This window comes from Streptomyces sp. TRM49041, assembly GCF_008271805.1.
In the GTDB taxonomy this organism is placed as follows: Bacteria; Actinomycetota; Actinomycetes; order Streptomycetales; family Streptomycetaceae; genus Streptomyces.
This window is the reverse complement of sequence record NZ_VSRY01000138.1, coordinates 1-19,339: the sequence shown is the minus strand read 5'-3', so window position 1 is coordinate 19,339 and position 19,339 is coordinate 1. Positions and strand designations below refer to the sequence as shown.

Annotated in this window: 13 protein-coding genes; 6 read left to right on the top strand and 7 right to left on the bottom strand. The window is 71.5% G+C overall.

Annotation, left to right across the window (positions count from 1 at the left end; translation table 11 throughout):
* Positions 1–1,566 carry a sodium/proline symporter PutP gene (gene putP, locus FVS66_RS16975; RefSeq protein WP_149182020.1) on the bottom strand — a complete coding sequence of 522 codons (1,566 nt, stop codon included), beginning with the start codon at positions 1,564–1,566 and terminating at the stop codon, positions 1–3.
* 571 nt (positions 1,567–2,137) lie between these two features.
* Here putP and FVS66_RS16970 point away from each other — a divergent pair.
* The 3 genes from FVS66_RS16970 (at position 2,138) to FVS66_RS16960 (ending at position 9,933) form a co-directional block, all read left to right on the top strand.
* Complete coding sequence (locus FVS66_RS16970; RefSeq protein WP_149182019.1) at positions 2,138–3,841, top strand: carbohydrate-binding module family 20 domain-containing protein; 1,704 nt, start codon at positions 2,138–2,140, stop codon at positions 3,839–3,841.
* Positions 3,842–3,947: 106 nt separating this feature from the next.
* Complete coding sequence (gene pulA / locus FVS66_RS16965; RefSeq protein WP_399225745.1) at positions 3,948–9,371, top strand: pullulanase-type alpha-1,6-glucosidase; 5,424 nt, start codon at positions 3,948–3,950, stop codon at positions 9,369–9,371.
* Positions 9,372–9,582: 211 nt separating this feature from the next.
* Positions 9,583–9,933: a 5-carboxymethyl-2-hydroxymuconate Delta-isomerase gene (locus FVS66_RS16960; protein WP_149182018.1), complete on the top strand. Its 351-nt coding sequence runs from the start codon at positions 9,583–9,585 to the stop codon at positions 9,931–9,933.
* Here the strand turns inward: FVS66_RS16960 and FVS66_RS16955 are convergent.
* On the bottom strand, positions 9,918–10,646 hold the full coding sequence (locus FVS66_RS16955; RefSeq protein WP_149182017.1) for a TetR/AcrR family transcriptional regulator: 729 nt from the start codon (positions 10,644–10,646) through the stop codon (positions 9,918–9,920). The genes FVS66_RS16960 and FVS66_RS16955 overlap by 16 nt on opposite strands.
* A gap of 63 nt (positions 10,647–10,709) precedes the next feature.
* Between FVS66_RS16955 and FVS66_RS16950 the strand changes: the two genes are divergently transcribed.
* The gene (locus tag FVS66_RS16950; RefSeq protein WP_149182016.1) at positions 10,710–11,042 is read left to right on the top strand and encodes a hypothetical protein; all 333 of its coding nucleotides are present in this window, start codon (positions 10,710–10,712) and stop codon (positions 11,040–11,042) included.
* A 73-nt stretch (positions 11,043–11,115) separates the two neighbouring features.
* Here FVS66_RS16950 and FVS66_RS16945 read toward each other — a convergent pair whose 3' ends face one another.
* The 3 genes from FVS66_RS16945 to FVS66_RS16935 all read right to left on the bottom strand — a co-directional run bounded on the left by FVS66_RS16945 (position 11,116) and on the right by FVS66_RS16935 (position 15,289).
* Positions 11,116–12,195 carry a PDR/VanB family oxidoreductase gene (locus tag FVS66_RS16945; protein WP_149182015.1) on the bottom strand — a complete coding sequence of 360 codons (1,080 nt, stop codon included), beginning with the start codon at positions 12,193–12,195 and terminating at the stop codon, positions 11,116–11,118.
* A gap of 3 nt (positions 12,196–12,198) precedes the next feature.
* A complete protein-coding gene (locus FVS66_RS16940; protein WP_149182014.1) occupies positions 12,199–13,083 on the bottom strand; it encodes a metal-dependent hydrolase in 885 nt (294 codons plus the stop codon).
* 202 nt (positions 13,084–13,285) lie between these two features.
* A complete protein-coding gene (locus tag FVS66_RS16935; RefSeq protein WP_399225743.1) occupies positions 13,286–15,289 on the bottom strand; it encodes a hypothetical protein in 2,004 nt (667 codons plus the stop codon).
* A 109-nt stretch (positions 15,290–15,398) separates the two neighbouring features.
* Between FVS66_RS16935 and FVS66_RS16930 the strand changes: the two genes are divergently transcribed.
* Positions 15,399–15,851, top strand: coding sequence for a hypothetical protein (locus FVS66_RS16930; RefSeq protein WP_149182012.1), 453 nt, complete (start codon positions 15,399–15,401; stop codon positions 15,849–15,851).
* Positions 15,852–15,996: 145 nt separating this feature from the next.
* Here the strand turns inward: FVS66_RS16930 and FVS66_RS16925 are convergent, their stop codons facing one another.
* Both FVS66_RS16925 and FVS66_RS16920 read right to left on the bottom strand, forming a co-directional pair.
* Positions 15,997–17,487, bottom strand: a complete 1,491-nt coding sequence (locus tag FVS66_RS16925) for a DUF1996 domain-containing protein (RefSeq protein WP_149182011.1) — start codon at positions 17,485–17,487, stop codon at positions 15,997–15,999.
* A gap of 269 nt (positions 17,488–17,756) precedes the next feature.
* Positions 17,757–18,752 (bottom strand): NAD-dependent epimerase/dehydratase family protein, encoded by a 996-nt coding sequence (locus FVS66_RS16920; protein ID WP_187645556.1) that lies wholly within the window; start codon positions 18,750–18,752, stop codon positions 17,757–17,759.
* 103 nt (positions 18,753–18,855) lie between these two features.
* On the opposite strand from FVS66_RS16920, the gene FVS66_RS16915 reads away from it, so the two are divergent.
* Positions 18,856–19,339 (top strand): hypothetical protein (locus FVS66_RS16915; RefSeq protein ID WP_149182010.1); only part of this gene is annotated, 484 nt, incomplete at its 3' end.

The following is a 19,339-nucleotide window of genomic DNA, read 5'->3' as shown; positions in this document are numbered from 1 at the left end:
TCACCGCCCCGCCACAGTCGGGCCGTAGTCCGTCGTTCCGTGCTCCGTCGGGTGGTACGCCTCCGTGGCGTGTTCCATCGTGCCGACCCAGGCGCGCTCCGGGGGACTTCCGACGTACCTGCCGAAGAGCAGTGCCGCCGCGGTGGCGACGAGTACGCCGGGCACCATCTCGTAGACGCCCGTCTGGAGCGGCCCGAGGAGCGGGTCGATCTCGTCCCACAGGAACACGGTGAGCGCACCGGCCACCATGCCGGCCTTCGCCCCGGCCGCTGTCATCCTCGGCCAGTACAGCGACAGGAGGATCACCGGGCCGAAGGCCGCGCCGAATCCCGCCCAGGCGTGCGCGGCGATGTCGAGAACGGCGCCGCCGCTCAGCGCGATCACATAGGCGACCAGTGCCACGGCCACCACACTCAGACGTCCGACCAGCAGCAGCGACGAGTCGGAGCCCCTCCGGTCGACGAACGCCGCGTAGAGGTCCTCGGTGAGGGATGTGGCAGAGACCAGCAGCTGGCTGTCCACCGTGGACTTGATCGCGGCCAGCACCGCCAGCAGCAGGACCGCGGCGACCCAGGGGCTGACCAGCTGTGTGGACAGTGCGATGAAGACCGTCTCCGGGTTCGTGAGCGGCTCGTCGAGCAGGGCGATCCCGGCGAGTCCGATGAACGAGGCGCCGCTCAGTACGACGACGGCCCAGCCCACACCCAGACGGCGGGCCGCCGGTATGTCCCGGGTGCTGCGGACACCCATGAAGCGGCTCAGGATGTGGGGCTGGCCGAAGTAGCCGAGCCCCCAGGCGAACAGCGAGATCATCGCGACGGTACCGAGCGGCTCGCCGGCCGTCCACGTCTTGGCGGCGAAGGACGCCTCGGCTCCCGGGTCGAGCAGGGAGGGGGTCTTGTCGGTGAGCGCGTCGTGCAGTGCGCCGAAGCCGCCGAGCTGCCAGAGCGCGATCCCGGAAAGGGTGATGGCCGCGAGGAACATCAGGGTGCCCTGTATGGAGTGTGTGATGCTCACGGCCCGGAAGCCGCCGAGGATGGTGTAGACAACGATCACCACGGCGAAGACGGTGAGCCCGAACTTGAAGCCGGCGCCGAAGATCTCGTCGAGGAGAAGGCCGCCGGCGATGAGCCCGCTGGCGACATAGACGGTGAAGAAGACAACCGTGACGATGGCCGACAGGAGCCGGAGCATCCGGCTCCTGTCCTCGAAGCGTTCCTCCAGGTACGAGGAGAGGGTCACGGAGTTGCCGGCCAGTTCGGTGTAGGTGCGCAGACGAGGGGCGACGAGCCGCCAGTTGAGATAAGTGCCGATGATCAGGCCGACGGCGATCCAGGTGGCGCCGATCCCGGCCATGTACACGGCGCCGGGCAGACCCAGGAACAGCCAGCCGGACATGTCGCTGGCTCCGGCGGAGAGCGCGGCCACCGGGGCGGTGAGCCGACGGCCGCCCATCGTGAACTCCTCGAACGTGGTCGTCTCCCCATGGGCCATGATCCCGATCATGACCATTGCGATCAAGAAGACTCCGAAGGTGATCATCACTGGGACGGTCAGCGCGATCATGTATCACTCCTCTGCGACACCGGACCCAGCCATATGTCAAGCGCATTGGCGATTCTGGAGCCGGAGGGGCGGAGTTTAGGACTCCGCGGCGCGCGAGGGCGAGGGGTTCGCAACCGACTGTTTCATCGGTTGTCGAATCGGAATCTTTGCGCGCGCGCGAACGGGGGCGTCCGGGCGGAGGAGTGACGGTGCGGCGGGGGCTCCCTCGAGCCCCGGCCCGGCGTCCGGTGACCGGTCCGGCCGTCCGGGCGCGTGGAGTCCACGGCGGTGGGCGGTTCGCCCGGCCGGAACCCCCGGCCGACCGGACCGGAGTCTTGTTGAACGTAGCATCACTGCAATCTCTTGCGAAAGAGCTTGCACTGGCTGAGTGTCATGGATTTCCGGGGTGTGACATGGAAGTGAGTGGAGTGTGTCGCAGGGGTTGACCTTGCGGGAGCGGGCTCGTACGGTCACGTCCGAAAACTGTTGCTGCTTTCTTGCAGCAAGAAGATTCAACCGGCCTTGCGGGCATGGCGCGTTGCCGTACGAGGCTGCCCCCACGCATCCGCACCTCCCTTCCCCAGGAGGAAGCATGGCCAGAAGAACCGTGGCCGCCGCGCTCGCCCTTGTGGCGGGAGCCGCAGCCGGCGTCACGGCGCCCAGTCAGGCCCAGGCCGCCGCGCCCGGCGACAAGGACGTCACCGCCGTGATGTTCGAGTGGAAATTCGACTCGGTGGCGAAGGCGTGCACCGACACGATCGGGCCCGCCGGGTACGGCTACGTGCAGGTCTCGCCGCCCCAGGAGCACATACAGGGCTCCCAGTGGTGGACCTCGTACCAGCCCGTCAGCTACCGGATCGCCGGACGTCTCGGCGACCGCACCGCCTTCAAGAACATGATCGACACCTGTCACGCGGCAGGCGTCAAGGTCGTCGCCGACACCGTCATCAACCACATGGCCGCCGGTGACGGTGTCGGGACCGGTGGGTCGTCGTACACCAAACACGACTACCCCGGCGTCTACTCCTCCGGCGACTTCGACAACTGCACCACCGAGGTGAACAACTACCAGGACCGCTGGAACGTCCAGCAGTGCGAGCTCGTCGGGCTCGCCGACCTGGACACCCAGGAGGACTGGCCCCGGCAGCGCATCGCCGCCTACATGAACGACCTGCTGTCGCTCGGAGTCGACGGCTTCCGCATCGACGCGGCCAAGCACATGCCCGCCGATGACCTCGCCGCCATCAAGGGCAGGCTGACCGACCCCGACGTCTACTGGAAGCAGGAGGCCATCCACGGGGCCGGGGAGGCCGTCGACCCGGGCGAGTACCTCGGCAACGGCGACGTGCAGGAGTTCCGGTACGCCCGGGGGCTCAAGCAGGCCTTCGCCGGGGGCGACAAGCTCGCCCACCTGCAGAACTTCGGTGAGGGCTGGGGCTTCATGTCCTCCGGCCGGTCCGGTGTCTTCGTCGACAACCACGACACCGAGCGCGTCGGCGACACCCTCAACTACAAGAACGGGGCCTCGTACACACTCGCCAGTGTGTTCATGCTGGCGTGGCCCTACGGGTCGCCGGACGTCCACTCCGGCTACGAGTGGTCCGACAAGGACGCCGGGCCGCCCAACGGCGGACACGTGAACGCCTGCTACACCGACGGCTGGAAGTGCCAGCACGACTGGCGCGAGATCAAGTCCATGGTCGCCCTGCGGAACGTGGCCCGCGGGCAGGGCGTCACGGACTGGTGGGACAACGGCAACAACGCCATCGCCTTCGGGCGCGGTGACAAGGCCTTCGTCGCCATCAACCACGAGGGCGGGACCATCAGCCAGTCCTTCCAGACCTCGCTGGCCGCCGGTACCTACTGCGACGTGCAGAGCGGCGACTCCGTCACCGTCGACTCCGCCGGGCGGTTCACCGCCGCCCTCGGTGCCGACACCGCCCTCGCCCTGCACGTCGGTGCCAAGGACTGCGGCACCACCAACCCGCCGCCGCCCAGCAGCACCGCCGGCGCCTCCTTCAACGTCGAGGCCACCACCCGCTGGGGCGAGAACATCTACGTCACCGGCAACCGGTCCGAGCTCGGCAACTGGAACACCGGCAGCGCGCTCAAGCTCGACCCGGCCGCGTACCCCGTCTGGAAGCTGGACGCGGAACTCCCTGCGGGCACGACCTTCGAATACAAGTACATCCGCAAGGACGAGGCCGGAAACGTCACCTGGGAGAGCGGCGCCAACCGCGTCACCACCGTCCCGTCCTCCGGCACGGTCACGCTCAACGACACCTGGCGCAACTGACCCCCGTCCCGCCGGGCCCCGCACCCGCCACCGGGTGCGGGGGCCACTTTCCCGTACGACCCTTCTCAGACCCTCGTAGAACCCTCACCGAGGAGAAACCGCCTTGATACGTCCCCGCCTCGCCCCGCGCCACCGGCGGCGACGCCTGACGCGCAGATCGGCCGCCGCCCTCGCCGCGGCCACGGCCACCGCGCTCGTCGCCCCGGCCGTCGTCGTCGCGGCGAACGCCGCGCCCAGGCCGCCCGCGCCCCCGTCCGACCGGCAGCTGGCCGCCGAGCCCGCCCGGCACGACCTGACGCGCGAGCAGTTCTACTTCGTCCTGCCCGACCGGTTCGCCAACGGCGACAAGGGCAACGACCGCGGCGGACTGACCGGCACCCGCCTCGCACACGGCTACGACCCCACCGACAAGGGCTTCTACCAGGGCGGGGACCTCAAGGGCCTCACCGAGCGGCTCGACTACATCAAGGGCCTCGGCACAACCGCCATCTGGCTCGCACCGATCTTCAAGAACCAGCCCGTGCAGGGCGAGGGCGACAACGCCTCGGCCGGCTACCACGGCTACTGGATCACCGACTTCACCCAGGTCGACCCGCACTTCGGCACCAACGACGACCTCAAGAAGCTCATCGACCGGGCCCACGCCAAGGGTATGAAGGTCTTCTTCGACGTCATCACCAACCACACCGCCGACGTCGTCGACTACAAGGAGAAGTCCTACGACTACCTCTCCAAGGGCGCCTTCCCCTACCTGACCAAGGACGGCAGGCCCTTCGACGACGCCGACTACGCCGACGGCACACGCCGCTTCCCGAGGACCGACCTCGACTCGTTCCCGCGCACACCCGTCGTCCCCGAAGGCAAGAAGGACCTCAAGGTCCCGGCCTGGCTGAACGACCCGTCGATGTACCACAACCGGGGCGACTCCACCTTCGCCGGCGAGTCCTCCACGCACGGCGACTTCGTCGGCCTCGACGACCTGTGGACCGAGCGTCCCGAGGTCGTCGAGGGGATGACGAGGATCTACCAGCGGTGGGTGCGCGACTTCGGCATCGACGGATTCCGCATCGACACCGTCAAGCACGTCAACACCGAGTTCTGGACCCAGTGGGCCACGGCCCTCGACGCCTACGCGAAGAAGCGCGGCCGCCCCGACTTCTTCATGTTCGGCGAGGTCTACTCCGCGGACACGTCCATCACCTCCCACTACGTCCGAGAGGGCCGCCTCGACGCCACCCTCGACTTCCCCTTCCAGGACGCGGCCCGCGGCTTCGCCTCCCAGGGCGGCTCGGCGGCCAGGCTGAAGGGGCTCTTCGCCGACGACTACAAGTACGCGACCGACAAGGCCAACGCCTACGAATCGGTCAACTTCCTCGGCAACCACGACATGGGCCGCTTCGGCACATTCCTCAAGCAGGACAACGCCAAGGCGAGCGACGCCGAACTCGTCAAGCGGTACGGCCTCGCCAACGAGCTGATGTTCCTCAGCCGCGGCAACCCCGTCGTCTACTACGGCGACGAGCAGGGCTTCACCGGCCCCGGGGGCGACAAGGACGCGCGCCAGACCCTCTTCGCGTCGCAGACCCCCGACTACCTCGACGACGACCAGCTCGGCACGGACCGCACCCACGCCGACGACGCGTACGACACCACCCACCCGCTGTACCGGAAGATCGCCGCGCTCGCCGGGCTCCGCAAGGCACACCCGGGTCTCGCGGACGGCGTCCAGATCGAGCGGTACGCGGCCGACGGCGCGGGCGTGTACGCGTTCTCCCGCATCGACGCGAGCGCGCGGACCGAGTACGTCGTCGCCGTCAACAACGCCACCGAGGCGAAGACCGTCGAGCTGACCACGGAGTCGGCCGGCACCGCCTTCCGTACGATCTACGGCGGCAGCGGAACGGTCGGCAGCGGCGACGACAGGAAGATCGACGTCACCGTCCCCGCGCTGTCCTCCGTCGTGCTCAAGGCCGACGGGCCGCTCGCCGCCCCCGCCGCCGCGCCCACCATCGATCTGAAGGCCCCCGCCGCTGGCGCCACCGGCACCGTCGAGGTCACCGCGGACGTCGACGGCGGACAGCTGAACCGGGTCGTCTTCGCCGCCCAGCAGGGCAACGGCAAGTGGCAGGTCCTCGGCTCGGCCGACCACGCCCCGTACAAGGTGAACCACAAGATCACCGTCCCGTCCGGCACCCCGGTCCGCTACAAGGCCGTGGCCGTCGACACGAGGGGCCGCACCGCGAGCGACCTCGCCACCACCACCGCGGGCCGGGCCCCGGCCCCCGAGGTCCCGACCGCGACCCAGCGGGACTACGCGATCGTCCACTACAAGCGCCCCGACGGCGACTACAGCGACTGGCGTCTCTACGCCTGGGGCGACATCGCCGACGGCGAGGCCACCGAGTGGCCCCAGGGGCACGCCTTCACCGGCCGCGACGCCTACGGCGCCTTCGCGTACGTCAAGCTGAAGCCCGGCGCCTCCAGTGTCGGCTACCTCGTCATCGACAAGGACGGCAACAAGGACGTCGCCGCCGACCGCACCATCGACCTGTCCAAGACCGGTGAGGTGTGGGTCGAACAGGGCAGGGAAGAGGCCCTGAACCAGGCGCCCGACGGTGCCTACCCGCCGCAGGACACCACCAAGGCCGTACTGCACTACAAGCGCGCCGACGGGAACTACGACGGCTGGGGCCTGCACGTCTGGGCGGGCGCCGCACAGCCCACGGACTGGTCCAAGCCGCTCACCCCGGTCCGTACCGACGCCTACGGCGCGGTCTACGAGGTGCCGCTCGCCGAGGGCGCCACGTCCCTCAGCTACATCCTCCACAAGGGCGACGAGAAGGACCTGCCCGCCGACCAGTCCCTCGACCTGGCCGCGCTCGGCCACGAGGTGTGGCTGCTGAACGGCCAGGAGAAGTACCTGCTCCCGCAGCCCAAGGGCGGCGGCGCGGCCCTGGACCTCGCCAAGTCCACCGCCGTCTGGATCGACGGCACGACGGTCGCCTGGAACGCCTCCGGCACCGCCGCGTCCAGCCAGCTCGTGTACTCGCCCACCGGGTCACTCGCCGTCGAGGGCGGCGCCCTCACCGGCGAGGACCGCGCGCACTGGCTCCGCCTGAACAAGACGGCGCTGACCGACGCGCAGAAGCGGAAGTTCCCGCATCTGGCCGCGTACACCGCGTACTCGGTCGACCCGCGTGACCGCGACCGCGTCCGCACCGCCCTGCGCGGCCAGCTCGTCGCCACCCAGCGGGCCGCCAACGGCGCCCTGCTCACCGCGACCGGCGTGCAGATCGCGGGCGTCCTCGACGACCTGTACGGCGAGAAGGCCAGGACCAAGGCCCTCGGCCCGGTCTTCCGCAAGGGCACCCCCACCCTCTCCGTGTGGGCGCCCACCGCCAAGTCCGTGGCCCTCGAACTCGACGGCCGCCCCGTCCGTATGAAGCGCGACGCCGCCACCGGCGTATGGTCGGTCAAGGGCAGCAAGAAGTGGACCGGCAAGCCCTACCGTTACATCGTGAAGGTCTGGGCCCCCACGGTCGGGAAGGTCGTCACCAACAAGGTCACCGACCCGTACTCCACCGCCCTCACCACCGACTCGGCCCGCAGCCTCGTCGTCGACCTCACCGACCCGAAGCTCGCCCCCAAGGGCTGGTCCACACTGAAGAAGCCGGCCGCCGTCCCGCTGCGCGACGCGCAGATCCAGGAGCTGCACGTCCGCGACTTCTCGATCGCCGACCCGACCTCGAAGCACCCGGGCGGCTACCTCGCCTTCACCGACCGCGAGTCGGACGGCATGAAGCACCTCACGTCGCTCGGGCGGAACGGCACCTCGTATGTGCACCTGCTCCCGGCCTTCGACATCGGCACCATCCCCGAGAAGAAGTCCGACCAGACCGCCCCCGACTGCGACCTGAAGTCCTACGCCCCCGACTCCGACGCGCAGCAGAAGTGCGTCGCCGAGGCGGCCGGGAAGGACGCCTTCAACTGGGGCTACGACCCGCTGCACTACACCGTGCCGGAGGGCTCGTACGCCTCCGACCCCGAAGGCACCCGCCGCACGGTCGAGTTCCGGCAGATGGTCCAGTCCCTCAACGGCGCCGGACTGCGCACCGTCATGGACGTGGTCTACAACCACACCGTGGCCGGCGGCCAGGACGACAAGTCGGTACTCGACCGGATCGTGCCCGGCTACTACCAGCGACTCCTCGACGACGGCTCCGTGGCCACCTCCACCTGCTGCGCCAACACCGCGCCCGAGAACACCATGATGGGCAAGCTCGTCGTGGACTCGATCGTCACCTGGGCCAGGGACTACAAGGTCGACGGCTTCCGGTTCGACCTGATGGGCCACCACCCCAAGGACAACATCCTCGCCGTCCGCAAGGCGCTCGACTCCCTCACCCTCGAGAAGGACGGCGTCGACGGCAAGAAGATCATCCTGTACGGGGAGGGCTGGAACTTCGGCGAGGTCGCCGACGACGCACGGTTCGTCCAGGCCACGCAGAAGAACATGGCCGGCACCGGCATCGCGACGTTCTCCGACCGGGCCCGTGACGCGGTGCGCGGCGGCGGCCCCTTCGACACCGACCCCGGCGTCCAGGGCTTCGCCTCCGGCCTGTACACCGAGCCCAACGGCTCGGCCGCCAACGGCACCCCGGCCGAGCAGAAGGCCCGTCTGCTGCACTACCAGGACCTGATCAAGGTCGGCCTCTCCGGCAACCTGTCCGGCTTCACGTTCACGGACACGTCCGGCAAGCGGGTCAAGGGCGCCGACGTCGACTACAACGGCCAGCCCGCCGGGTACGCGGCGGCCCCCGGGGAGGCCCTCGCCTACGCCGACGCCCACGACAACGAGACCCTGTACGACACGCTGGCCTTCAAGCTCCCGGCCGGCACGTCCCCCGGCGACCGGGCCAGGATGCAGGTGCTCGCCATGGCGACCGCCGCGCTCTCGCAGGGCCCCGCCCTGTCGCAGGCCGGCTCGGACCTGCTGCGCTCCAAGTCCCTGGACCGCAACTCCTACGACAGCGGCGACTGGTTCAACCCGATCCACTGGGACTGCCGCCTCGGCAACGGCTTCGGGCGCGGCCTGCCGCCCGCCGCCGACAACCAGGACAAGTGGTCCTACGCAAAGCCGCTGTTGTCGAACCCGTCGCTGACGGTCGGCTGCCCGCAGATCGACGGCGCGTCCGCCGCGTACCGGGACCTGCTGAAGATCCGTACGACGGAGAAGTCCTTCAGCCTGTCCACGGCGGACCAGGTCCAGTCGGCCCTCTCCTTCCCGCTGTCCGGGAAGGACGAGACAGCCGGTGTGATCACCATGCGCCTCGGTGACCTGGTCGTGGTCTTCAACGCCACCCCCGAGCGGCAGGAGCAGACCGTCCCCGCCCTCTCCGGCAAGGGCTACGCCCTGCACCCGGTCCAGGCGGGAGGGGCGGACACCACGGTGAAGTCGTCCGCGTACGAGGCGGCCTCGGGCACCTTCACGGTCCCGGCCCGCACGGTGGCGGTCTTCACCACCCGCTGACGCCCCGCGCCGGCACCCAGGCACCACGCACCGAGCACCACGCACCGAGCACCACGCACCGAGCACCACGCACCGAGCACCACGCACCGAGCACCACGCACCGAACACACCACAGCGCCCCGCTCCCCGTCCGGAGCGGGGCGCCGTGCCGTCCCGTTTCGGTATCCGGTCGCCGCTTGTGCGATGCCACGGGCCGGGCGAAGGTAGGGGCATGCCGCAGATCACCGTCGACTACTCCGCCACCCTCGACAACGCCTTCGACCGGCAGGGCTACGCCAAGGCCCTGCACCCGGTGGTCGTCGAGACCGTCGCCGCCGCCACCGAGGCGTGCAAGACCCGCACCCGCCGGGTCGACGACTTCACGGTCGGCGCCGGTACGGGCCGGGACGCCGTCGTCCATGTGGAGATCGCCCTGCTCGCCGGCCGCACCGACGAGGCCAAGGGGCGCCTCGGTGAGGCGGCGGCAGCGCTCGTACGGGACTTCCTGAAGCCCGTCGACGGGCTCACCGTGCACATCTCCGCGGAGGTACGGGACCTCGACGCGTCCTACCGCAAGGCCTGAGCCGGCTCGGCGGCGGGCACCGCCGCCACCAGCGTCCTGATCCGCCCGACGAGGTCGCCGAACGGCCCGTCGGCGGGCTCGTCCGCGAGCATGCCGACCACGATGCCGGCCATCTCGTCGTCGTACGCGGCGCTCACCGCCGCCAGCGCCGCGAAGTCGTGCACGAGCTGCGACTCCAGCTCGCCACGCGGGATGCGGCGCCCGTCCAGCCAGATCAGCGCCGTGGACTCGGCCAGCGCCACCCAGGACCGCACGACCAGGTTCAGCCGGGCGGGCGGCGGCTTCCGCACCCCGAGGTGGTCGATGATCTGCTCGTACGCGGCCTGCCGTACGCCGTCGATCATCGCGTGCGCCGTCGAGGACCCCACGGCCGGACCGCCGCGCATCAGCGCCGAGAAACCGGGCCCGTGCTCCTCGACGAAGTCGAAGAACCGCCCCATCACGCGCAGCAGCCGCGCGCCCAGCGGTCCCTCGCGCGGCTCCACGAACCGGGTCGCCAGCTCGTCCGCAGCGCGCCGCAGGGCGGCCTCGTACAGGCTCTGCTTGCCGGGGAAGTAGTGGTAGACGAGCGGCCGGGAGATGCCCGCCGCGGCGGCGATCTCGTCGATCGACACCTCTTCGGGGGAGCGGTGGCTGAACAACTCCAGCGCGACCCCGATCAACTGCTGCTTGCGCTCCTCGACGCCCATCCGTCTGCGCACCCCGGTCGTCATGCGAACAGCCTAACCGGCGACCTTCGAACGGCGGCGGCCGCGCGGTCGGTTACGCTCCCGGTCATGACCACAGCGGACCAGGACCACGACACCCCGGCCCCCCCGATCAACCCGGAAGCCCCCGAGGCAGAGGCCCGCGACGGGCTCACTCCCCGGCAGGCTCGGCGACTCCGGGTCGCCGTCGCCACCGTTCTCCTGGTCACCCTCGCGGTGGTCCTGGCACTCCGCCTGGCCAGCCGTACGTCCGTCCTCGTGGTCGGCGTGTACGGCCTGGCCATGATCCTCTGCGGTGTCGTCATCGAGCTCAGCCGCCACGGACGCACCCGCCTGGGCACCTGGCTCCTCGGCGGCGGACTGCTCGCCGCCCTCGCCGCCGACTGGCTGCTCCTGCCGTAGAGGCCGTAGGCCGCAGGGGCCGCCGCAGGGGCCACCGCAGGGGCCACCGGGCGCCGCCCGGGGCCGGAGGGGCCTACAGATCGAGGACCAGCCGCTCGCCGCGGCAGCGGGAGACACAGATCAGCATCGAGTCGTGCCGTTCGTCGTCCGTGAGCAGCTCGTCGCGGTGGTCGATCTCCCCGTCCAGGACGCGCTGTCGGCAGGTGCCGCAGAAGCCCTGCTCGCACGAGTACGACACATGCGGCACCTCCTCCCGTACCGCGGCCAGCACCGACCGGTCCGCCGCGACCCGCACAGCGACGCCGGAGCGGCGCAGCTCGACCTCGAAGGCGCCGCCGCCCTCGCGTGGCGCCGCCGTGAAGCGCTCCAGGCGCGGCTCGCCGCCCAGGGCGGTGGTCACGGCGGCCATCAGCCCGTCGGGGCCGCAGCAGTAGACCTCCGTCCCCTCCGGAAGCCCCGTCAGGAATCCGAGGCCCGGCAGCCCGTCGGTGTCCTCCGCCACGACCGTCACACGGTCGCCGTCGGCGCCGAGCTTCTCCAGCTCGTCGAGGAACGGCATCGCCGCCCTGCTCCGCCCGCAGTACAGCAACCGCCAGTCGGCGCCCGCCGCGTGGGCCGCGCGGACCATGGGGAGGACCGGGGTGATCCCGATGCCGCCGGCGACGAACGCGTACGCCGGCGCGTCGACGAGCGGGAACCGGTTGCGCGGGCCGCGGATCTCCAACTCGGTGCCCTCATGGAGCTGTTCGCGCACCTCCAGCGAGCCGCCGCGCCCGTCCTCCAGGACCCGCGCGGCGACGGTGTACGTGTCGGTCTCGGCCGGGTCGCCGCAGAGCGAGTACTGCCGTACGAGGCCCGACGGGAGGACCAGGTCGAGGTGGGCGCCCGGCGACCAGGCCGGCAGCCCGGTGCCCTCCAGGCGGAGCTGGACGACGCCCTCGGCGGGCGTGGTGCGCTCGGTGACCAGGACGCGGCGCGGTGTCGTGGACGCCCGGCGGCCCTGCCCGGACACGGGCTCCTCCAGCGTCGGCATCGGCCACAGGGGCGCCGCCTGGATGCGGCGGCGCACGGCCCGCCGGACGAGGACGGCCGCCCCGGCGCCCAGCACGGCCGTACGGAGCCGGATTCGGGGTCGGATTCGGGGTCGGGGCATGGCTCAGGCACCTCCACGTGCGCCGGGGGACGAGGCCAGATAGGCGGCGGCCTGGGCCGTACTGCCCTCCTGCGACGGGTGGTAGGCGCGGCTCAGATACCGGGGGACGGACCGCAGCATGTCCGGGGTCGACGGCAGCACGCCCTCCCGCCCCTTGCGGACGAGCTGGGACACGCTCGGCCTGCCCGCGAGCAGCGTCGGGTCGTTCGCCATGAAGAACCGCACCCCGCGCTGCCACAGGAAGACGAGCGCGGAGAACGCCGTCGCCCAGGTCCGCACCCGGCGCCGGTATCCCCCGTCGACATGCATGAACAGCTCGAACGCCACCGACCGGTGCTCGACCTCCTCCGCGCCGTGCCAGCGCAGCAGGTCCAGCATCATCGGATCGGCGCCGCGCCGGTCCAGCTCCTCGGCGTTGAGCACCCAGTCGCCGAGGAACGCCGTGTAGTGCTCGATGGCCGCGATCAGCGCGACCCGCTCCATCAGCCACCACCGGCGCGCCCTGCCGGGCGGCAGCGTCCGGTCGGCCAGGAGCTTCTCGAAGAACCAGTCGACCTGCGCGGTGTACGGCGTCGGGTCCAGACCGAGCTTCTTGAGGTGCGGGAGCACGTCGTCGTGGGCCTGGGAGTGCACCGCCTCCTGGCCGATGAACCCGATGACGTCCTCGCGCAGCCGGTCGTCCCGGATGTAGGGGAGCACCTGCCGGTAGACGTGGACGAACCACCGCTCGCCCGCGGGCAGGAGCAGATGGAGCACATTGATGGTGTGGCTGGTGAACGGGTCGCCGGGAACCCAGTGGAGCGGGGTCTCCTCCCAGTCGAAGGAGACCTTCCGGGCCTTGAGCTCGATGCGCTCCGACGACATCTCCGCCGGCTGCGTATTAGACATGGCGTCAATGTACTGATGGGTACGCCGGGGCGACAGAGGCGTGCACCGGTTATTTACGTGGACGTCAGCAACGGCGTGACGGGCCGCCAGGACCCGCCGCCGGGGAGTGCCGCCAGAACCCCCCGTCGAGGACCCGCCGTCGAGGACCCGCCGTCGAGGACCCGCCGTCGGGGAGCCGCCGTCGGGGAGCCGTCAGCGGTGCTCAGCGCAGCGCGTCGATCTTGGTGCCGTCCTTCAGCTTCCCGGACAGCTCCGCCCGCGCCCCCTTCTCCGCCTCGACCGCCAGCAGCCGCCCGTCCGCACTGCCCTTCACACCGCCCGACGTGGCCAGCGACGCGACCTGCGGACTGCCCGCCGCCAGTACGTACCACTGGTCGCCCGGGTCCTTCCACAACACCCCGGCCAGCACGTTCGGCTCGCGCGTCCCGCAGGCAGGCGAGTCCTCGGCCTTCGCAGCGACCGAACCCGGGGTGACCGGCGCCCCCGCCGCGGCCTGCGCGACGGGCGCCTGGAACTGCGCCAGAACCCTGCTGCCCGGCCCCCGCCAGGTCTCCGCGCGCGTGCACAGCCATGCCGCCGTACCGCTCCCGGAGCCGGGCAGCTTCTGCTCTGCGAACCGCCACGAGTTCACCGACCGCACGCCCAGCGCCCGCATCGACGGCAGCAGACACGCCGTACGCGCCCACTCGGTCCGCGCGGCCGCGCCCGCCACGTCCACCGGCGCCGACGGCGGCCCCGAGGTGAGCCGCGCAGGGGCCAGCTCGCCCAGGTCGGTCAGCACCCGGGTCGACACCCCGTCCCGCACCTCCAGCACGTCCCACGACCGGCAGTCGCTCGCCGCCGCCGGGCTCTGCACCGGCGCGGTCACCCCGTCCGCGTCCCGCGCCAGCGGCCGCGCCTCGCCGCCCGGCACCAGCAGGTCCCGCACGGCCACGCCGCGCACCCAGGGCGCCGTCAGATACCGCACGTTCGCATGCGTACGTCCCACCACCAGCGCCGCCGACGACGCCGTGTCCGCACCGTCCGTACGGGCGAAGTCCAGCGCCGCCACATCCGTGCCGTCCCTGGGCTCCGCGTACCGCACCGCCCGCAGCCCGTCGTGGAACAGCACCACGCGCGCACCGTCCACCTCGCCCGCGAACAGCAGCTGCGGCGGGCCCATCGGCGGCCCCGGAAGCGTGCCGGGCGTCGCCGACGCCTGCACCTTCGAACCGGGCCGCGCCCACACCGCCAGCGCCCGCCGCAGCAGCGCCTCGTCCTTGACCAGACCACCGCGCGCGGGCCACGCCGAGAAGTCCGTACGGGACGAACGCTGCCACCCGGCCGGCGCGATCCGCCGCAGCTTCGCCGGGTCCAGCGCCGCCTCCGCCGCCGGATTGCGCGCGTACGGCGGCGCCGCGGCCCCGTCGGGCCCCCAGCCGTCACCCGGCAGGGCGAGCAGCGCCCCGCACACCACCGCCGCCGCACCCGCCGCCAGCGCCGCCTTCGTGTGCTGGCGGCGCCGCATCAGGTCCGTCGGCCGGGCCTGCAGCGAACAGGGGTCGAACTCCGTGGACTCCAGCAGCGAGCCGCCGCCCACCCCGCCCGGCGACTCCACCTGGTCGGCCTCGGCGAGCGCCGCCTTCGGGTCCTCCACGCCGGCCGCGGCCAGCAACCGCCGCACCTCGGCGTCCCCCTGCCGCTCCAGTCCGCGCAGCACGTAGGCGGCCCGGCCCGGACCCGACAGGGCCGACAGCCTTTGGTCCAGCGCCAGTTCGTCGGCACCGCCCGAGCGCGGGAACAGCCGCAGCCCCCACACCTGTGGCAGCAGCGGCGGCAGCTGCGCCCGCTTCGGCCACGCCCTGCGCCTCAGCGGCAGGCCGGCCTCCAGGGCCTGCCGCAGCACCCGCCCGCGCACATACCCGTACCCGGGGTCCACGGCGTCCTCCGGGCGCCGCCGCTGCACCGGCATCGCCGACCCGTCGCCCGCCGACTTCCGGCGTCCGGGCAGTGACCGCTGGACCAGCGAGTGCGCGGTGAGGACACGCCGGTTGCGGCCGAGAGCGGGCGGCAACACCAGATAGGCGATGCGGACGAGCCGGGGATAGTGCTCGACGAGCGCCGCCTCGGCCCGCTCCACATCGATGGGTGTGACGGCGGAGGCCGCGACGCCCGACTCCGCGGCTGTACGGGTGTGCTGGGCTTCCTGGGTGCTCACGTTCAGCAGAACGAGCGATGGCGAGGATGGTCACCTCCCGGCCGTCACCTCGTTGTCGGCATCGGCCATTACTCCGGTTCGAGCCCGGAACAGGGGTGCGAAACGGCACCATGGCCAGATGCGTACGGAGCGAAATCGTATGACCGGGTCCGCTGTGGTTCTCGTGGCTGTCGCCGCCCTGACCTCGTGCACGGCGGACGGCGGAGGACACGACGACCGGCCGGGCCACGCCGTCCCCTCGGCGGCGAGCGGGACCCTGGAACAGCTGGCGGAGCGCGCGGAGTGCACCCCGGACATCCAGACGGAGGCGGAGGAGCTGCGGCAGGCCAACTGCTCGACGAAGTACGGCCGGTATGTGCTGGCCACCTTCTCCACCGACCGCGGCCAGCGTGAGTGGATCAACAGCGCGAAGGACTACGGGGGCAGCTACCTCGTCGGCCGGAAGTGGGTGGCGGTCGCCGAACCCGAGGTGATCACAGCGCTGCGCGGCCGGCTCGGTGGTGAGGTCGAGACCGCCGCTCCGCACCAGTCGGGGGGCGGGGAAGGGACCTCGGGGCACCACGGGAGCTGACCGCGCAGCGGGTGGGGGGGGTGGGGGGACGGGGGGATGTGGGGGGAGTAGGGGTGTTGTTGGGGTGTTGTGGGGGGAGTAGGGGTGGGTGGGTGGGTAGGGGTGTGTGGGGGTTGTCGGGTCGGTGAATCCGGTCCGGCGGGGGTCAGGCGCAGCGGCGGCCGGTGTTGATGCAGGCCACCATCTGGTCCATCAGGCCCCTGTCGAACACGTTGATGAAGTCACCGTGGTCGGTGATCGGCTTGTGGAGCTGCTCCGGGAAGGAGTCCACGGCGAAGTTGGCCTGCGGGGACACGTTGTAGACGATCCGCTGCACCAGCTGCGGGATCGCACGGAAACCGTCCTTGCACCGCCCGTCCTCGTCGGCGAAGTCCACATGCGTCCGGTGGTTGGCGCTGTCCGTGTTCCGGCCGTCCCAGCAGCTCTGGAACTTGAAGGTCCGCACCACCTTGCTGCCCGGCGGGCAGAGCGGGTACTTGTCCTTCAGCTGCCGGTCCTCGAACCCGGTGCAGCTCCACGACGCGTTGGCGTTCGCGTCACCGTTGGTGAACGCCTTGGCGTCACCCGTGATGATGCGCAGGAACCTGGGCATCGCGGTGACCTTGGACACCGGGCTGCCCACGAAGTCCATGGTCACCTGCGCCGGGGTCTGGATCTTTCCTACGTTCTGGTCCTTTCCGCCCCCGTCCTCGTTGAGGTCGTTGTCGTTCTGGCCGTTCTGCACGCGCAGCACCGGCCAGTAGTACGTGGACCGGTCGCCCTGGTTGCGGCAGCTCGTGCCGCCCCGGGCCAGGGTCCTGTTGTCGGAGAAGGCGTCCGTGGCCTGGTTGCCGACGTAGTCGTGCATGTGGTGGGCGCCGTTGCGCACACCGGGCGCCACGATGACGTTGTCCGGGTTGAACTTCTTGTTCTCGTTGCGGCCGCAGTCGCTGGTGAAGGAGCCGGTGGAGGCACCGCGCTGGTTGCGCGGGTTGTCGACGTTGGGCTGCACCGTGCGGATGTCGACGAAGTCGTTGGCTACGGGCCCGTTACCGGCCTGGCCCTGGCCACGCCCCTGCCCTTGGTCCTGGTCTCCGTTCTGGTCCTGGTCCTGGTTCTGGTCTCCGTTCTGGTCCTGGTTCTGGTCTCCGTCCTGGTTCTGGTTCTCGTCGCCGCGCAGGGTGCAGGGCGCCAGGCTCTCCATGCCCTGGGGGCGTTCGGCGATGCGGCCGATGGCGACGGCGATCCGCTGGATACTCGCCAGGCGCTCGTCCTTCAGCGGACCGAGGATGACGTTCTCGGCGAAGGACGGGTCCTGCGCGATCTGTTCCCGCGACTGGGCGAGCCGCTGATACGCGTCGGTGACCCGGTTGTCGATCCTCGCCAGCTCCAGGTCCACTTCACCGCGTGCCCGGTCGGGCATGTCCTCGGGCAGCCCGTCGGCGACCTCGGGGCAGTCGATGGTGGACATCCCGCTACTGGCGTTTCTGACCTGCTGCTGCTCCTGCCGCTCCCGCTGGTCACCGGAGCCGGACCAGCCTTCGCCCGCGGATGCGTAGACATTCACGGCGAGCAGTCCGCCCCCGCCCAGGATCAGGGCGGCCGATGCGGCGATGGCGCGGTTGGCCAGCGTCGAGCGTTTTCGTGTGCGTCCCATGGAACTCCAATCCCGGCAGGGGAATAGCTCCGTTCCATACGGATGGGGCGCGTGAGGCGTTCAACGCCCGCCGGGAAACAGCTCCCGCCGGCGGTCGGCGGGCGGGCGCACAGGAGATCACCGGCGGGTCCGTCGCCGTACCGCAGGCCGCCACGGCCGTACCGCGGAGACGAACCGGTCCGCGGCGCACCGCAGTTCACGGCGCCGGGCCCCGGACCGGGCCCGGACCGGCGTCTGCCGGCCGGTGTGCCTGACACCACCTCGGGCGGCTAAGCCTCCAAGACCCTCGCCTCCAGCTCCGGGCCGATACCCACAGCGGTCCGGTCCGGCCGCTGCGGGGCCCGCCCGCCGAGGCCGCGCAGCCACGCCCAGGTATCGGCGACCGTCTCCCCGACCGGCCGGCAGCGCAGGCCCGCGGCGAGCGCCTTGGACACGTCGGCGCCGTGCAGCGCGTCGTGCGCCTCGCCCGGCGGGATCCACACGGGCAGGCCCGTCCACGGCTCGATGCCCGCGTCGAGGATTTTCTCGGGCGCGGTCCAGCGGAGTTCGGCGTCCGAGCCCGTCACGCGCACACAGGCGTCCAGGAGTTCACCCATGGTGGTGTGCCCCGGCCGGCTCACCACGTCGAACGGTCCCGCAAGCCCGGCCTCCGCCGCGTCCAGCAGCCACCCGGCCAGGTCCCGCACGTCGATGTACTGGAGCGGCAGGTCCCTGGGACCGGGCGCCAGGACCGGGCCGCCACGCGCGATCCGGTTGAGCCACCACGGCAGACGGCCCACGTTCTCCCACGGGCCGAGGATCAGCCCCGCCCGGGCCATGAGCGTCCGCTCCGGCCCGAACGCCTCTACCGCCGCCAGCTCGCCGCCCCGCTTGGCCCGCGCGTACGGCACGTCGTCCCCGTCGTCCGGGGACGCCTCCACAACCGGCTTGTCCTCGCGCAGCGCGGCCACCAGCGGCCACTCGTACACGGAGCAGCTCGACACGTACACGTACCGCCCCGCCCGCCCGGCGAGCAGCCGGGCCGCGTCCCGCACAGCGCAGGGCGCGCCCGACCAGGTGTCGACGACCACGTCCCAGGTGCCCTCGCGCAGCGCGGCGAGCCCTGTGCCGTCCGGCGCCGTCCGATCGCCGCGCAGCGCCACCGCATCGGCGGGCGGTTCGTGCCGCCCCCGGTTGAACACCGTCACCTCCGCGCCACGGGCGAGCGCCGCCTCGGCCACGGCCCGCCCCACGAACTCCGTACCACCCAGGATCAGAAGCCTCATGTCCCCGACTCTGCCGCGCGCGTCCCGAACCGCCCAGCGCTTCCGCTACCGGAGGAACAGCCGGAAGCGGAACCTCCGGACCGGGATGGCACCATGTTCGGCCATGACCGACTCCCGCTCGCCGATCCGCGCCCTGCGCGCCGCGCTCTTCGCCGCGGTGTGCGTGGTGCTGTCCGCGACGGGGCACGCGTTCCAGTCCGGGCACCATGTGCCGTTGGGCTCGCTCGTGTTCGCCTTCGGTGTGACCGGGGCCATGGCCTGGGCCGCCGGGGGCCGTCATCGAGGGACGCTGTTCACGGGTACGGGCCTGGCCGCCGTACAGGCAGTCCTGCATATGACGTTCGCGGGCGTCCGGGACCACCACCACGGCCACGGCGGCATGGCCTCCTCGCTGCCCACGGGCGGGATGCTCGCGGCGCACCTCGCCGCGGCGGCGGTCTGCGCCCTGTGGCTGGCCCGCGGCGAGTCGGCGTTCTGCCGGCTGGCCCGCACCGCCTTCGTACCGCTGCGGCCGCCGCTCGGCGCCGTACGTCTCCCGGCCGCGCCGCGCCCGCCGCGGTGCCGCCCGTCCCGCACCGCCGACCGCC

Bases quoted from the DNA above. Each gene is read 5' to 3' on its own strand.
- putP (WP_149182020.1), bottom strand. From the start codon at position 1,566: ATGATCGCGCTGACCGTCCCAGTGATGATCACCTTCGGAGTCTTCTTG.
- FVS66_RS16970 (WP_149182019.1), top strand. From the start codon at position 2,138: ATGGCCAGAAGAACCGTGGCCGCCGCGCTCGCCCTTGTGGCGGGAGCC.
- FVS66_RS16960 (WP_149182018.1), top strand. From the start codon at position 9,583: ATGCCGCAGATCACCGTCGACTACTCCGCCACCCTCGACAACGCCTTC.
- FVS66_RS16955 (WP_149182017.1), bottom strand. From the start codon at position 10,646: ATGACGACCGGGGTGCGCAGACGGATGGGCGTCGAGGAGCGCAAGCAG.
- FVS66_RS16950 (WP_149182016.1), top strand. From the start codon at position 10,710: ATGACCACAGCGGACCAGGACCACGACACCCCGGCCCCCCCGATCAAC.
- FVS66_RS16945 (WP_149182015.1), bottom strand. From the start codon at position 12,195: ATGCCCCGACCCCGAATCCGACCCCGAATCCGGCTCCGTACGGCCGTG.
- FVS66_RS16940 (WP_149182014.1), bottom strand. From the start codon at position 13,083: ATGTCTAATACGCAGCCGGCGGAGATGTCGTCGGAGCGCATCGAGCTC.
- FVS66_RS16930 (WP_149182012.1), top strand. From the start codon at position 15,399: ATGCGTACGGAGCGAAATCGTATGACCGGGTCCGCTGTGGTTCTCGTG.
- FVS66_RS16925 (WP_149182011.1), bottom strand. From the start codon at position 17,487: ATGGGACGCACACGAAAACGCTCGACGCTGGCCAACCGCGCCATCGCC.
- FVS66_RS16920 (WP_187645556.1), bottom strand. From the start codon at position 18,752: ATGAGGCTTCTGATCCTGGGTGGTACGGAGTTCGTGGGGCGGGCCGTG.